Consider the following 14,578-nt stretch of genomic DNA (forward strand, 5'->3'; position numbering starts at 1 on the left):
AGAACCTGCCGCCAGGGTCACCGGACCTGTAGCGACTCCACGCTCAGCAACGTGGTGGCCTTGGTGCGCTCGGCGGCGCAGCTCTGCCTCCGGGCGGGGCCGGGCGCGGCGGCGACGGAGACGTCGTAGGTCTCGGCGCCTGCGGCGACCTCGAACCGGCCGTGGCCGCGTTCGGCGACGGACGTCGGCCCCGAGCGCAGCGCACGCACCGCGAGCTCCGCGACCTGGGCCGCCGGGGCGAGCCCGGCCCGACCGCGCACCCTTTCGGGCGGGAGGTCGCCGCGGAGGACGGCCTCGCAGGCCCCGACCGCGTCGTCGGCGCCGAGCCGGCCGAGGGTCACGCCGCTGGGCAACGCGAGCAGGGTGCCGGCGAACCGGTGTCCACCCAGGTGCGTGGTCTCCCAGGTGTGCTCGGGCCAGCGCGCGGCCAGCGCCGAGGTCACCGGCCGGCCCAGCTCGGCACAGCAGCGGTCGCGCCGGCCGTTGGTGCACACCAGCCAGAGCGGGTCGGCGTACGCCGGCAGGCCGAGGGCCGGCCGCGCCGAGTCGAGCTCCAGCCCGAGGAGCTCCTCGGGATCGCCGAGCACCGTGGCGCCGACGTCGAACCCGGTCGACGAGGCGGTCGCTGCGAACACCCGGAGCCCACCCGTGGAGCGGGTCGGTCGTCGGACCAGCTGCACCCGGAGGTCGTCCCGGCCCGTCAGGGCCGCCCGTACCGACTCGGGCCAGCGGGCCTCCGCGACCGCCTGCCGACCCCATGGCCCGGGGTGTTCCACGAACAGCCACGCGGTCTCCGTGGGCGCGGTGCCGGCCAGCGGCTCTCGGTCGTCGATGCTGGCGGCCGCGCAGCGGAAGTCGTCCACATGCGCCAGTTTGCCGGAGCCTGGGTCGTCGCCCTTCGGCCACTCCCGCGGAGGGACGGTCGACCGGCGGCAACCAGGGGGCGGCAACCAGCGGTCAGCCGACGAGACCCCGCCGGCGGGCAATGGCGGCGGCCTCGGTGCGCCCGGAGGCGCCGAGCTTGGCCAGGATCCGTGAGACGTGGACGGACACGGTCTTGGTCGAGATGAACAGCTGCTTGCCGATCTCGCCGTTGGTGCGGCCCTCGGCGACCAGCGCCAGGATCTCGGCCTCCCGGGGGGTGAGCTCGCCGGCCGGACCCTCGGCCCGTGGCGCGGCCTCGCTGCCGAGCGCGACCATCTCGTCGAGCAGCGCGACGGCCCGCCAGGCGTGGGCGTCGCGGCGCACGCCGTCGAGCAGCGTCCGCGCCCCGGCGGCGTCGCCGACGCCTCGGAGCACGGTGGCCAGCCGGAGCCGGGTGCGGGCCAGCTCGGGCAGGTGACCCAGCGTGGCGAAGGCCTCCTCGGCCCGCCGCCACGCGTCGGTCAGCTCCTCGAGCGTCGGCGGGTCGAGCTGGGCGGCCCAGCGCCACCGCAGGTGCTCGGCCTCCAGCCGGACGGCCCAGGCCTGGCCCTCCAGGCCGAACACCACCCCCGCCTCGCGGCTCTCGTCGAGCACGCGGCGTCCGTCGGCGTGCAGCCGGGTCGCCTCGGCGTCGAGCCGGTGCCGCTCCTCCGCGGGCAGCCGCCCGGCCGCGCTGGCCAACACCCCCACGGTCGTCGTCGCGAGCCGCAGCCGAGCGGCGAACCAGGGCCGCCACAGCCGGGTGATGACCGAGACGGCCTCGTCGTAGGCCGCGATCGCCGCGTCGGGGTCGAGCCGGTGCTCGTGGACCGCGAGCTCGGCGCCGAAGGCGAACAGCGCGGCCAGCCCCTCGACGTCCCAATGGGCACCGGTCCGCCGGGCCACGTCGAGGGCCTCCGGCTCGCCGCGGGCAGCCAGGACCACCGCGCGCTGGGCGTCGAGCAGCGCCGCGGACACCGGTGGCGCCTGCTCACCGGTCGCGTCGAGCTCGTCGAGCGCCTGGTCCCACTCGCCGGCGGCGAACAGCACGACGCCGCGCATCAGCCGGTTCTCGAAGGCGTAGGGCGCCCACGGGGTGCCGAGCTCCACCCCGCGCGCCGCCCCGGCGGCGTAGACCTCCGCCGAGGCAGCGAACTCGCCCACGTCCTGGAGGTGGCGTCCCAGGGCGTAGCGCGCCCGCAGCTCGGCCCCGTCGGCACCGGCCGACTGCGCCTGCTCGATGGCGGCCGTCAGGGTGGCCGTCACCTCGGCCGGTGGCCGGTCGCGGTCGAGGCCGGCGAAGGTGGTGCGGACGTCGGTGACCAGGCGCGGCATGTCGAGCTTCTCGGCCAGGCCGAGCGCCTCCAGCCCGGCCTCGCGGGCGGCCTCGGGGTGGCCGTGGGCCGCCAGGATGCGCGCCTGCAGGGCGAGCGCGCGGGCGCGGCGCCTGGGCGGCCCGTCGGCGAGCAGGGCCACGGCCTCCGCGGCCCGGGCCACCTCGTCGTCGTCGCTGTCGACGACCAGCAGCGCCTGCGCCAGGGTGGCGAGCAGCAGGCCGCGATCGGCGGGCGAGGCGTCGGCGGGCAGCCGGTCGAGCTGGTCGCGCACCACCCGCACCGCCTTGACCGTGTGGCCGGCGGCGAGCAGCGCCTCGCCCGCCCGGGCGACCAGCACGGCCAGCTCGAGGTCACCCAGGCCGGCCCCCGCTCCTCCAGGGTGAGCGCCTGGAGGTAGTGCTGGGCGGCCTCGTCGGGCCCGCCCACGCCGAGCGCCTCGTCGCCCGCCTCGACCCCGGCCCGCAGCGCGGTGTCGAGGTCGCCGGCCAGCCGGGCGTGCCGGGCCAGCTCGGCGGCCGCGCCCCGGAAGCGACCCGACCCCAGGGCCCGGGCGTAGGCCGTGTGCAGCCGGACCCGCTCACCGGGCAGCAGGTCGTCGTAGGTCGCCTCGCCGAGAAGGGCGTGACGGAAGGAGTAGGAGTCGCCGCGCACCGGCACCAGCACGTTGCCGTCGACCGCCTCGCGCAGCCCCTGGTCGAGCGCCACCTGGTCGAGTCCGGTCGCCTCGGCGAGCAGGTCGTGGGCGACCCGGCGCCCCGCCGCGGCCGCCGCCCGGACGACCTCGCGGCCCGGCCCGTCGAGGCGGTCGACGCGGACCATCAGCACCCCGGCGAGGTCCTCGGGCAGCGCCCGGCCCGCCGCGCCCACCAGCTCCTCGACGAAGAAGGCGTTGCCGTCGGCGCGGTCGACGATGGCCGCCACCTCGGCGGCGGGCATCGGGTCGGGGTGGAGCAGCCGGACCAGCCGGCGTACGTCGGCACCGGGGAGGGGCTCCAGCTGCAGCCGGTCGAGATGCCGCAGCCTGGCCCAGCCCGCGACCTGCGGCCGCAGTGGATGCCGGCGGTGCAGGTCGTCGGAGCGGTAGGACGCCACGATCGCGACCGGTGCGTCGAAGGGCCGGGCGAACAGGAAGCTCAGCAGATCGAGGGTGGAGCGGTCGGCCCAGTGGAGGTCCTCGACGACCAGCAGCAGCGGGCGGTCGGCGGCGGCCCGCTCGAGCAGTGCATGGACGGCCTCGAGCAGCGCCCGCGGCTCGACGGCCCCTTCGGACGCGGAGCCGGCGACCCGGCGGCCGGGCTGCAGCCGCCCCAGCGCCGGATGCTCCTCCAGGGCCGCGGCGACGGCCTCGGGAGCCTCCTGGTCGAGCCGGTCGAGCACCTCGGTGAAGGGGAGGTAGGGCAGCGCCGCGTCGGCGAAGTCGAGGCAGTGTCCGGCGACCACCCGCCAGCCCTGAACCTGGGCACGGTCGCGCAGCTCGGTCAGCAGCCGGGTCTTGCCGACGCCGGCGTCACCGGCCAGCAGCACGGCGTGACGCTCCGGGACGTGGTTCGCCCCGAGGGCGAGGCTGTCGCAGAGCTGCTCGATCTCGGCCTCGCGGCCGACGAGCGTGGCGCTGCGTGGAGGGGGCACGGACCCATGATCCTCCGCCGCACCGACACCCGCCTCCCCCGGCCCGGGCGGGGCGGGAGGGCGGGTGTCGGTGGCGGTACGCCGGCCGGTGCGGGCCGGGGCGGCGGCTGGGGCGGGAGTGCGGGTGTCGGCCGGGGCGGCGGCCGGGGCCGGGCCGTCCGTGAGGGCCTGGGGAGGCACCTCAGGCAATGGTGCGGCGGAGGGCGATCTCGTCCTGCAGCCGCTGGGCGCGGCGCCGGGCGCTGCGCCGGCGTACTCCCGCGGTCTCCTCGAAGATCTGGTCGGCGCGGAAGCGCAGCGCGGCCTGGGTCAGCATCGTCGGGTGGGTGTTCATCTCGGTCTCCTTCGTCCTGATGAGACGAGACTCCGCCGCTGAGGTAGCCCGGGACATCGGGAGACTGCCTTATCTTCGCCGCCCGGCCTCCCCACCTACCTCAGGCGATAGTCCGCTACGTAGAGCACCACCTGAGGGCCCGAAACCGGTGCCGAACGTCACGGACTATCGCGGGTCGGGGCCGAGCGGGCGCCCGCCCTGCCAGACACCCGCGACCAGCGGCACCCCGGGTCGGTAGGCGAGGTGCACGTGGGAGGGGGCGTCGAGGAGGACCAGGTCGGCGCGGGAGCCGACGGTCAGCCTGCCGACGTCGTCGCGGTCGAGGGCGGCGGCGCCTCCCGCGGTGGCGGCGCGGACCGCTTCCGACGGGGTCATCCCCATCTCACGCACGGCCAACGCGACACAGAACGGCATCGACGAGGTGAAGCACGAGCCCGGGTTGCAGTCCGAGGCGATCGCGACGGTGACACCGGCCCCGATCAGCCGGCGGGCGTCGGGATAGGGCTGCCGGGTCGAGAACTCCACCCCGGGCAGCAGCGTCGCGACCGTTCCCGAGTCCCGCAGCGCCGCCACATCGGCGTCGGTGAGGTAGGTGCAGTGGTCGACCGCCACCAGGCCGAGCTCGCAGGCCAGCCGGACGCCCGGCCCCGGGCCGAGCTGGTTGGCGTGCAGCCGGCCGCGGAGGCCGGCCCGCTCCCGGCGACCAGGACCTCCGCGCCTGGTCGGCGTCGAACGCGCCGACCTCGCAGAACGCGTCGACCCAGCGGGCGTACGGCGCCGCGGCCTCGAGCATGGGACCGGTGACCAGGTCGACGTACTCCCCGGGGTCGGCGCCGGCGGGCACCACGTGGGCGCCCAGGAACGTCGTCTCGTCGGTGAACTGGCGGGCCACCGCGAGCGAGCGGGCCTCGTCGCGGACCGACAGTCCGTAGCCGCTCTTGATCTCGACCGTCGTGGTGCCCTGACGCTGCATCTCCGCGACCAGCCGACCCACGTGGGAGGTCAGCTGCTCGTCGGTGGCGGCCCGGGTGGCGGCCACCGTGGAGCGGATGCCGCCGGCGGTGTAGGGCTCCCCGGCCATCCGGGCGGCGAACTCCGCCGAGCGGTCGCCGGCGAAGACCAGGTGGCTGTGGCTGTCGACGAAGCCGGGCAGCACGGCGCGCCCGCCGGCGTCGTAGGCCGTGTCGGCGGCGGGGGCCTCGGCGGCCGGACCCACCCACGCGACCCGGTCGCCCTCCACCACCACGGCGGCGTCGCTCAGCAGCCCCAGGAGGCCCTCGCGCTCGGGGTCGTTGGTGACCAGCTCGCCGATGCCGGTCAGCAGCAGGCTCCCCATGACCTCTCCCGTCACCGCGCGGCCGTCTCCGTCAGGGCGCGTACGGCGCGGTCCAGCTCGCGACCGGTCTCCTCCGCACCCGACCCGATGGAGCCACCCTGCCCGACGACGACACGGCCGTCGACCATCACTCGGGTGACGTCGGCGGCGGTGGCCGCGAAGACCACGGTGCCCTCGTCGTGCCCGGTGCCCGCGGTGCGCGGGCTGTGTGGGTCCAGCGTGACCAGGTCGGCCCGCGCGCCGACGGCGATCCGGCCCGCGTCGGGGAAGCCGAGCGAGGCATGACCGGTCGTCGTCCCGGCCTCGAGCAGCTCGGCGGCGCTCCAGTGCCCGCGCTTCTGCGTGGCCAGCCGTTCGTCGAGCTCGACGGCGCGCAGCTCCTCGAAGGGGTCGACGACGGCGTGCGAGTCGGTGCCGATCGTCAGCCGGGCACCGGCCTCGTGCAGGTCCCGGCTGGGACCGATCCCGTCGCCGAGGTCGCGTTCGGTGGTGGGGCAGAAGCACGCGTGGGCCGCGGCGTCGCCCAGGAGCTCGATGTCCTCGCTGGTCAGGTGGGTGGCGTGCACGGCGGTGGTGAGCGGCCCGATCGCGCCGGCGTCGGCGAGCAGGCGGGTCGGGGTGACGCCGTGGGCCGCGAGACAGGCGTCGTTCTCGGCGACCTGCTCGGAGAGGTGGACGTGGAGCGGGCGTCCCGCGGCGGCGGCCACCACGGTGGCGAGCTGGTCGCGCGGGACGGCGCGCACCGAGTGAATCGCGGCGCCGACGACGACGCCGTCCTCCTCCGTGAGCGCCGCCCGACGCTCGGCCCAGCGATCGGCGTCGCCGTCGGTGAACCGCCGCTGCACACCCTCGGGCGGCGCGCCGAACCCGGCGCTGAGGTAGCAGGTGTCGAGCAGTGCGATCCGCAGGCCCGCCTCGCGGGCGGCCGCGACGACCGCGCGGCCGAGCTCGTTGGGGTCGTCGTACGACGAGCCGTCGGGGCGGTGGTGGACGTAGTGGAACTCCCCCACCGTGGTGAAGCCGGCGGCGACCATCTCGCGGTAGGCGGCGCGGGCCAGCGCGAACAGCGAGTCGGGGTCGAGCCGCTCGGCGACGGCGTACATCTGCTCGCGCCAGGTCCAGAAGCTGCCGCGCTCGCGTTGCGTCCGACCGCGCAGTGCCCGATGGAAGACGTGGGAGTGGGCGTTGGCGAACCCGGGGACGGTGAGGCCGGGCACCCGTTGGGCGAGCGCGGCCGGACACTCCGGCTCGACGTGGGTGAACCGGCCGTCCTCGACCTCGACGACCACGTCGTCGTGCCAGGCGGGGCCGGGGCCGAGGTCGACCCACGCGCGCTCGAGGAGGTGGGCCGTCATGCGGGGTCGCTCGTCAGCCGCGCCAGGGTGCCGGCCAGCGCGTCCACGCCGGCCAGGCAGTCGACGGTCTCGGCGTGCTCGTCGGGCGAGTGGGACACGCCGGTCGGGTTGCGCACGAACAGCATCGCGGTCGGCACCCCCGCCTCGGCGAGGATGCCTGCGTCGTGGCCGGCCTGGGTGGGCAGCAGTGGCCAGTCGGCGCGGGCGTCGTCGCCGGCCGCGATCCTCCGGCTCAGGGTGGCGTCGAACTCGACCGCGGCCGACACCGACTCCGGCGTGACCGTGAGCGCGGTCCCGTCGCGACCGGCCCGGTCGGCCGCCTGTCGCTCGATCTCGCCGACCATGGCCGCCAGGTGCTCGGCGCTCTCGGCCCGGGCGTCCAGCCAGGCCGTCACGTGGGAGGGAACGGCGTTGGTGCCGTTGGGCTGCACCTCCACCCGTCCGAAGGTCGCTCGCTGCGACGCCAGCCGAGCCTGCTTGTTGGCGGCCAGCGCCGTCATGGCGTAGGTCAGCATCGGGTCGTGGCGGTCCTCCATCCGGGTGGTGCCCGCGTGGTTGGCCTCGCCCGCGAAGTCGAAGCGGTAGCGCCCGTGCGGCCAGATGCCGGTGGCCACCCCGACGGGGGCAGCGCGGTCGACGAGATGGCGGCCCTGCTCGACGTGGAGCTCGACATAGGCGTGGGTGGCGTCGACCAGGTCGGGCCAGGTGGCGTCGTCGCCGGCGAGGCCGAGGCCGGCGCGCGCGACGGCGTCCTCCAGGCGTACGCCGTCGCGGTCGCGCCGCTCGCGGACCTGCGCCCAGGTGGTGGCGCCGGTGACCAGGCGGGAGCCGAGGGTCGCGAGCCCGAAGCGCGAGCCCTCCTCCTCGACGAAGACCGCGATCCCGATCGGGCGGGTGGGGGCGTGCCCCTGGCCGCGGAGGCGGTCGAGGGCGGCCAGCGCGGACACCACGCCCAGCGGGCCGTCGTAGGCGCCGCCGTCGAGGACCGAGTCGAGGTGCGACCCGGTCAGCACGTGCCTGCCGGTCGCGCCCTCGGGCCGCCACCAGGCGACCTGGTTGCCGAGCCCGTCGCTCTCCAGGGTCAGCCCGCGGGCGTGGGCCTGCTCGGCGAACCACGCCCTGAGCTCGCCCTCCGCGCCGGTCCAGGGCTGCCGGAAGTAGCCGCCGCTCTGGGTTGCTCGCCCGACGGGCGCCAGCTCGCGCCACATCTCCTCGAAGCCGCTGGTCACCCTCCCAGTCCACTCCCTCCCCGGCCCCGGGACAACCACCGCGGGCTCCCGGTCGTCTCGGATCCCAGACGCCTGCCGAGATGCCGGGAATGGTCCCGCGACATGTCGGGAATGGTCGCGCGAGATGCGGGAAATGGCGCCGCCACATGCCGGAGATGGTCGCGCGACATGTCGGGAATGGTCGCGCGAGATGCGGAAGATGGCCCGCGACATGTCGGAGATGGCGGCGCGACGACGTCCCGCGACCCGTCACGGAACCGCAAGGACTTCCCGGCCCGCGGCGGCGACCGGGCGCCGTACCCTCGGGGGATGACCACCGTGCTCGTGGTCGACGACGACCCGACCGTGCGCGAGGTGGTCGCGACCTACCTTCGCCGCGACGGTCTCGACGTGCTCGAGGCAGCCGACGGCCCGGCAGCGCTGGCCGCCGACGCCGACGCCGAGCCCGACCTCGTCGTGCTCGACCTGATGCTCCCCGGTCTCGACGGGCTGGAGGTGTTCCGCCGGCTGCGTGCCCGCCGCGGCGGCGTACCCGTGGTGATGCTGACCGCGCGCGGCGACGAGGCCGACCGGGTGCTCGGGCTGGAGGTGGGCGCCGACGACTACGTCGCGAAGCCGTTCTCACCGCGCGAGCTCGTGCTGCGCATCCAGGCGCTGCTGCGGCGGTCGGCACCGAGCGCCACACCGGCGGAGGTCCTCACCGACGGAGACCTGGTGATCGACACCCGGGCACGCACCGTCACCCGCGGCGGCGACGCGCTGCAGCTGACGGCGCGTGAGTTCGACCTGCTGCGGCACCTGGTCGCGACGGCCGGCACGGTCTGGTCACGCACCGAGCTGATGAACGACGTGTGGGGGTGGGAGTACGGCGACGAGTCGACCGTGACCGTGCACGTACGCCGGCTCCGGGAGAAGGTCGAGGCCGAGCCCAGCAAGCCGCGCCGCCTGGTGACGGTCTGGGGCGTCGGCTATCGGTGGGACCCCGATGGCGCCTGAGCTCGAGGCCGCGTCACTGGCGCTCGGCACGGTCCTGGTGAGCGGCCTCGCCGGCGCGGCCGCACTGTGGGCCGTGGGCCGACGACGGCCGGCCGTGGCGGCGGCGCTGGCGCCGGCGATGGTCGTGGCCGCCATGGGCGCCGGCATCTGGGTGACCGCCCGGGCGATGTTCCTCAGCGACCACGACATCGGCGTCGTGCTGATCGTGCTCGCCGCGGCGCTGCCGATCGCGCTCGGCCTCGGCACCTGGCTGGCGATGCGGATGCGATCGCTGACCGAGCGGGCCGCCGAGGAGTCGGCCGCCCGAACCGCGGCCCTGGAAGTCGAGCAGGCGCGGCGCGACCTGGTCGCCGGGGTGTCCCACGACCTGCGGACCCCGCTGGCCGGCATCCGCGCGATGGCCGAGTCGCTCGAGGACGGGGTGGCCGCCGACCCTCCCCACTACCTCGCTCGCATCCGGACCGAGGTCGACCGGATGGACACCATGGTCGGCAACCTGCTCGACCTGTCGAGGCTGCAGTCCGGCGGCCAGCGGCTCCGCCGCGAACCCGTCGACCTGCGCGACCTGGTCTCCGACGTGGTGGCCTCGGCCCGGCTGGTCGGGGAGCGCGAGGGCGTCTGCGTGACCGGCACCGCGCCCGAGCCGGTGCTGGTGGACGGCGACCCCGAGCTGCTCGGGCGGGCGATCGCCAACCTGGTCGCCAACGCGGTGCGGCACACGCCCGCGGGAGGGACCGTGGCGGTGACGGTCGAGGATGGCCGGCACGCCATGGTCTCGGTCGCCGATGCCTGCGGCGGCATCCCCGACGACGTGCTGCCCCGGGTGTTCGACGCGGGCTTCCGCGGCTCGTCCGCCCGGACGCCAGCCGACGGCGCCTCGGGTGGGCTCGGGCTGGCGCTGGTCCGTGAGGTCGTGACCGCCCACGGCGGCGACGTCGGCGTGGTCAACGAGCCCCCCGGTTGCCGGTTCACGATGACGCTGCCGCGGGGGTAGCTGGTCTCCGAGAGGGCGCTGCTGCGGGCACCGGCGCCGGCTCGCGCACGTGGCGCGACCATTTCCGGCACGTCGCGCGACCATTTCGCGCATCTCGCGCGACCATTTCGCGCATCTCGCGCGACCATTTCGCGCATCTCGCGCGACCATTTCGCGCACGTCGCGCGACCATTTCGCGCACGTCGCGCGACCATGTCCGGCACTTCGCGCGACCATGTCCGACATCTCGCGCGACCATGTCCGGCACGTCGCGCGACCATGTCCGACATCTCGCGCGACCATGTCCGGCACGTCGCGCGACCACTTCCGGCATCTCGCGCGACCATGTCCGGCATGTCGCGCTACTCGGGGATGAACCCCTGGTCGAGCTCCCAGGGGCGCCAGGGGGAGTTCTCCAGGATCCAGGCCTGCAGGTCGCGGTCGAGGCCGGTGATCACCAGCACGCCCACCACGATGAACACCAGCCCCAGCGAGCGCCGGAACCAGCCGTGGGAGTCGGCGAGCCAGCCGAGCCGGCGTACCAGCCGCTGGCCGGCGAGCGCGATCACCAGCAGCGTGCCGCACAGCCCGACGACATAGGCCACCAGCAGCGCCATCCCGCGCGCCCGCTCGGCCGGGAGCACCGTGACGACGACGTAGCCGTAGAGCGGGGAGCACGAGGTGAACACCGGGCCCAGCGCCGCGCCGGTGAGCACCGCGCCGAGCGTTCCGCCGCGGTCGCCGGCCGCCGACAGTCGCGTGGTGGAGCGCTGCTGCAACGCCAACCGCCCGGAGACCGACTCCCAGATCTCGGGGAACAGCGAGATCACGCCGAGCACGACCAGCAGCCCGCCCGCCACGACGTTCCAGACCTCGGGGTCGATCCCGATCAGCGCCGTCGAGGCGCGCAGCAGCAGCGTGAACACCACCACCGACACCCCGAGCGAGGCGGCCACCACGAACGCACGACGGGTGGCCGCCCCGCCCCCCGAGAGGGATCCCCCCACGATCACGGGCAGCAGCGGCAGCACGCACGGCGCCAACGTCGTCAGCACCCCGGCGACCACCGCGCCGAGCAGGACCAGCATCAGCGGCGGACCCTCAGGCCGCTTCGGCGGCGATGTCGGCACCCGTCTCGGTGCCGGTCCACTTCTTCAGCGCGGTGCCGTCGGTGTCGACGAGGACGTAGGTGTGCTGGTAGGTGACGCCGTACTCCTGACGCAGGTCGGTCTGCGAGTCGAAGTCGACCTTCACGATCGTCAGCCCGTCGGGCACCCCGTCGGCGTTCAGCGACTCCTCGGTGGCGCGGCAGTTGGGACACCAGGGCGCGTGGAAGAACAGCACGACGCGGGAGTCGGCGTACGCCGCCGGGTCGGCGTCGTAGTCCGCCCAGTCGATGTAGCGGCCGGGCGCGACCGCCGGCGCGGCGTCCTTCGACGAGCCCTTCTCCGTGGCGGTCCTGCTGGGCTGGGGGCTCGGCGCGGCGGCGCTGCTGGACGGCGCCGCCGCGGGCTCGGAGGCCGTCGTCTGGGCCCCCGTGCCGCAGGCCGCGAGCAGCAGGGCTCCAGCGGCGAGGGCGAGGGCGGGCACGACGGGGGCGACTCGGCGACGGGTCGGGTTCATGCCCCCATGCTGCGTGACCTCCGGACCGTAAGCCATGGAAACCGGCCTTACGGAAGGCTGACGGATCGCTCAGGGGGCCACGGGGACGCGGGCGGCTCGGGCGGAGGGCGTGGCCGACATACCCTGGACCTCGATGACCGATCCGGAGCGACCCGACCACTCCCCGGCCCGCGACAGGCGAACCGGCCGCTCGGCGGCGGCCGCCCGGATCGAGCAGCAGGCCACCTGGGTCGACCTGCAGCTGCGGCAGGCCGAGGCACGCGGCGACTTCGACGACCTGCCCGGGTTCGGCAAGCCTCTGGAGGGCCTGGGCACGTCGCCCCACGACCCGGACTGGTGGCTCAAGCAGCTCATCGAGCGCGAGCAGATCACCGGCGTGCTGCCGCCGGCCCTGCAGCTGCGCAAGGACGACGAGGTGCTTGATGGGAGGCTCGACCGGCTCTCCCGGGAGGCCGACGTGCGCCGCGAGGTCGAGGAGTTCAACGAGCGGGTGCGCGCGGCGATCTACCAGCCGCTGGGTGGCCCGCCGATGGTCACCAAGGCCCGCGACGTCGACGCCGAGGTCGAGCGCTGGCGGGCGCGCCGGGACTCCGCGCCGCCCGTGGTCGCCGAGGAGCCGGGGGCGAGCGCCACGCGGCGGCGTTGGTGGCGTCGTTCGTCGTCGCGCTGAGGCGTCCTCGCGGGACGATGTCTACTGGTGCGTACGACGCGCCTGGTGCGTCGTACGCACCAGTAGACATCCCGGCCCCCACCTGCGCCGTCTCGGTGACAGGAGCGCCATCTCGCGGAGCACGGGCGTGGAATGCGTCATACCGCCGACCCGGGGTCAGGCGCTAGCGTCCGCGCATGCCCAGCAAGAGCGCCAAGGACTTCTTCCGCCCCCTCGCCCTGGGGGCGCCGCAGCCACTCATGGAGATCCCGGCCCGGCCCAGCCGCGCGATCCACTTCTTCGACCCCTCCAACGAGAAGATGGCCGCCAAGGTGCCGCAGATGGTCGGCACCGTCGACGTCCTCCTCGGCAACCTCGAGGACGCCGTCAAGGCCGACAACAAGGAGGCCGCGCGCGAGGGCCTGGTCCGGATCGCCCAGGAGACCGACGGGCTGGGCGGCGGGCAGGGCCCCACCCAGCTCTGGACCCGCGTCAACGCCCTCGACAGCCCCTGGGTGCTCGACGACCTGACCCGGCTCGTGACCGCGATCGGCGACCGGCTCGACGTGGTGATGGTGCCGAAGGTGCAGGGTGCGGAGGACATCCACTACGTCGACCGCCTGCTCGCCCAGCTCGAGGCCAAGGCTGGGCTGCAGCGCCCGATCCTGGTCCACGCGATCCTCGAGACGGCGCGCGGCGTCGCCAACGTCGAGGAGATCTGCGGCGCCTCCCCGCGGATGCAGGGCCTGTCCCTCGGCCCGGCCGACCTGGCCGCCGACCGCCGGATGAAGACCACGCGCGTCGGCGGCGGACACCCGGGCTACCTGGTCCGCCAGGACCCGCCCGCCGGCGCCGACGGGTCGCCCGACATCGGCGCCGACCGGTCGACGTACCAGCAGGACCTGTGGCACTACACCATCGCCCGGATGGTCGACGCATGCGCGACGCACGGGATCTACCCCTACTACGGCCCGTTCGGCGACATCGCCGACGTGCTGGCCTGCGAGGACCAGTTCCGCAACGCCTTCCTGCTCGGGTGTGTCGGCACCTGGACCCTGCACCCCAAGCAGATCGAGATCGCCAACCGGGTCTTCGCCCCCAGCGTCGACGACATCCGGCACGCGCGGCGTGTGGTGGCTGCGATGGGCGACGGGACCGGCGCGGTGATGCTCGACGGCAAGATGGAGGACGACGCCTCGCTGAAGCAGTGCCTGGTGATGGTGGCGCTGGCCGAGCAGCTGGCGGAGGTCGACCCGGCGCTCAAGGCGGCGTACGACGAGATCGAGGTGTCCTGATGGAGTTCCGCCCCCGCCGCTCGGTGCTCTACATGCCGTCGTCCAACGAGCGCGCGCTCGAGAAGGCCAAGACGCTGCCCTGTGACGGTCTGATCCTCGACCTGGAGGACGCCGTCGCCCCCGACGCCAAGCCCGCCGCCCGCGAGGCCGCCTGCGCGGCCGCGGCCTCCGGCGAGTACGGCCGCCGTGAGGTCACCATCCGCGTCAACGGCGCCGACACCGAGTGGCACGACGCCGACCTGGCCGCCGCGTGCGCCGCCGGACCCGACGCGATCGTCGTGCCCAAGGTCGACTCGGCCGAGGCGGTCCACACGCTCGTCGACGCGATGGAGCGACACGGCGCACCCGACCACACCACGCTGTGGGCGATGGTCGAGACCCCGCGGGCGATGCTCCATGCCGAGGAGATCGCCGGCGCGTCCGCGCGGCTGTCGGTGCTGGTGATGGGCACCAACGACCTGGCCAAGGAGCTCTACGCCGAGCACGTGCCCGGCCGCCAGCCGCTGCTGACCGGCCTGGGTCTGGCGCTGCTCGCCGCCCGGGCGACCGGCACCGCGATCCTCGACGGCGTCTACAACGACGTGCGCGACGAGGAGGGGTTCCTGGCCGAGTGCCAGCAGGGTCGTGAGATGGGCTTCGACGGCAAGACGCTGATCCACCCGGGTCAGGTGGCCGGCGCCAACGGGGCCTTCGCCCCCTCCGAGCAGGCCGTCGCGGACGCCCGCGGGGTCATCGAGGCCTGGGAGGCGGGGCGCGGCTCGGGCGTCGTCACCTTCAACGGCCGGATGGTCGAGAACCTGCACGTCGAGTCGGCCACCCGGGTCCTCGCCATCCACGACGCGATCGCCGCCCTCGAGGGCTGACCTTTTCCGATAGTCCGCTACGTTCGGCACCGGTCTGGGGCCGCCAACTGGTGCGC

The 14,578-nt window shown here is 75.0% G+C and carries 13 protein-coding genes and 1 pseudogene; 5 read left to right on the plus strand and 9 right to left on the minus strand.

Going from position 1 to position 14,578, the window contains the following annotated elements:
- Positions 1–17: 17 nt before the first annotated feature.
- The 7 genes and pseudogenes from R2740_RS15075 to R2740_RS15105 all read right to left on the minus strand — a co-directional run bounded on the left by R2740_RS15075 (position 18) and on the right by R2740_RS15105 (position 8,123).
- The gene (locus R2740_RS15075) at positions 18–863 is read right to left on the minus strand and encodes a sucrase ferredoxin (protein WP_371303509.1); all 846 of its coding nucleotides are present in this window, start codon (positions 861–863) and stop codon (positions 18–20) included.
- Between the two features lie 94 nt (positions 864–957).
- Positions 958–2,238 carry a LuxR C-terminal-related transcriptional regulator gene (locus R2740_RS15080; RefSeq protein ID WP_371303510.1) on the minus strand — a complete coding sequence of 427 codons (1,281 nt, stop codon included), beginning with the start codon at positions 2,236–2,238 and terminating at the stop codon, positions 958–960.
- Entirely contained in the window at positions 2,166–4,049 is a 1,884-nt protein-coding gene (locus tag R2740_RS15085) for an AAA family ATPase (RefSeq protein ID WP_371303511.1), read from the minus strand. The genes R2740_RS15080 and R2740_RS15085 overlap by 73 nt, the downstream gene beginning before the upstream one ends.
- A 1-nt stretch (position 4,050) precedes the next feature.
- Complete coding sequence (locus tag R2740_RS15090; protein WP_371303512.1) at positions 4,051–4,203, minus strand: hypothetical protein; 153 nt, start codon at positions 4,201–4,203, stop codon at positions 4,051–4,053.
- Positions 4,204–4,368: 165 nt separating this feature from the next.
- Positions 4,369–5,539, minus strand: a pseudogene (gene hutI / locus R2740_RS15095) (imidazolonepropionase).
- Between the two features lie 11 nt (positions 5,540–5,550).
- Entirely contained in the window at positions 5,551–6,894 is a 1,344-nt protein-coding gene (locus R2740_RS15100; RefSeq protein ID WP_371303513.1) for a formimidoylglutamate deiminase, read from the minus strand.
- Complete coding sequence (locus R2740_RS15105; protein WP_371303514.1) at positions 6,891–8,123, minus strand: allantoate amidohydrolase; 1,233 nt, start codon at positions 8,121–8,123, stop codon at positions 6,891–6,893. Before R2740_RS15105 ends, R2740_RS15100 begins: the two co-directional genes overlap by 4 nt.
- 309 nt (positions 8,124–8,432) lie before the next feature.
- Between R2740_RS15105 and R2740_RS15110 the strand changes: the two genes are divergently transcribed.
- Both R2740_RS15110 and R2740_RS15115 read left to right on the plus strand, forming a co-directional pair.
- Positions 8,433–9,119: a response regulator gene (locus R2740_RS15110; RefSeq protein WP_371303515.1), complete on the plus strand. Its 687-nt coding sequence runs from the start codon at positions 8,433–8,435 to the stop codon at positions 9,117–9,119.
- Positions 9,109–10,113, plus strand: coding sequence for a sensor histidine kinase (locus tag R2740_RS15115; RefSeq protein ID WP_371303516.1), 1,005 nt, complete (start codon positions 9,109–9,111; stop codon positions 10,111–10,113). Before R2740_RS15110 ends, R2740_RS15115 begins: the two co-directional genes overlap by 11 nt.
- 341 nt (positions 10,114–10,454) lie before the next feature.
- On the opposite strand, the gene R2740_RS15120 is transcribed toward R2740_RS15115, so the two are convergent.
- Both R2740_RS15120 and R2740_RS15125 read right to left on the minus strand, forming a co-directional pair.
- Entirely contained in the window at positions 10,455–11,180 is a 726-nt protein-coding gene (locus R2740_RS15120; protein ID WP_371303517.1) for a cytochrome c biogenesis CcdA family protein, read from the minus strand.
- A 13-nt stretch (positions 11,181–11,193) separates the two neighbouring features.
- Positions 11,194–11,715, minus strand: coding sequence for a thioredoxin family protein (locus R2740_RS15125; protein ID WP_371303518.1), 522 nt, complete (start codon positions 11,713–11,715; stop codon positions 11,194–11,196).
- Positions 11,716–11,848: 133 nt separating this feature from the next.
- Here R2740_RS15125 and R2740_RS15130 point away from each other — a divergent pair, with 133 nt between their 5' ends.
- The 3 genes from R2740_RS15130 (at position 11,849) to R2740_RS15140 (ending at position 14,522) form a co-directional block, all read left to right on the plus strand.
- Positions 11,849–12,385, plus strand: a complete 537-nt coding sequence (locus tag R2740_RS15130; protein ID WP_371303519.1) for a DUF1992 domain-containing protein — start codon at positions 11,849–11,851, stop codon at positions 12,383–12,385.
- Positions 12,386–12,561: 176 nt separating this feature from the next.
- Positions 12,562–13,659, plus strand: coding sequence for a CoA ester lyase (locus R2740_RS15135; protein WP_371303520.1), 1,098 nt, complete (start codon positions 12,562–12,564; stop codon positions 13,657–13,659).
- Complete coding sequence (locus R2740_RS15140) at positions 13,659–14,522, plus strand: CoA ester lyase (protein WP_371303521.1); 864 nt, start codon at positions 13,659–13,661, stop codon at positions 14,520–14,522. The genes R2740_RS15135 and R2740_RS15140 overlap by 1 nt, the downstream gene beginning before the upstream one ends.
- Positions 14,523–14,578 lie beyond the last annotated feature (56 nt).

Source organism: Nocardioides sp., assembly GCF_041393715.1.
In the GTDB taxonomy this organism is placed as follows: domain Bacteria; phylum Actinomycetota; class Actinomycetes; order Propionibacteriales; family Nocardioidaceae; genus Nocardioides.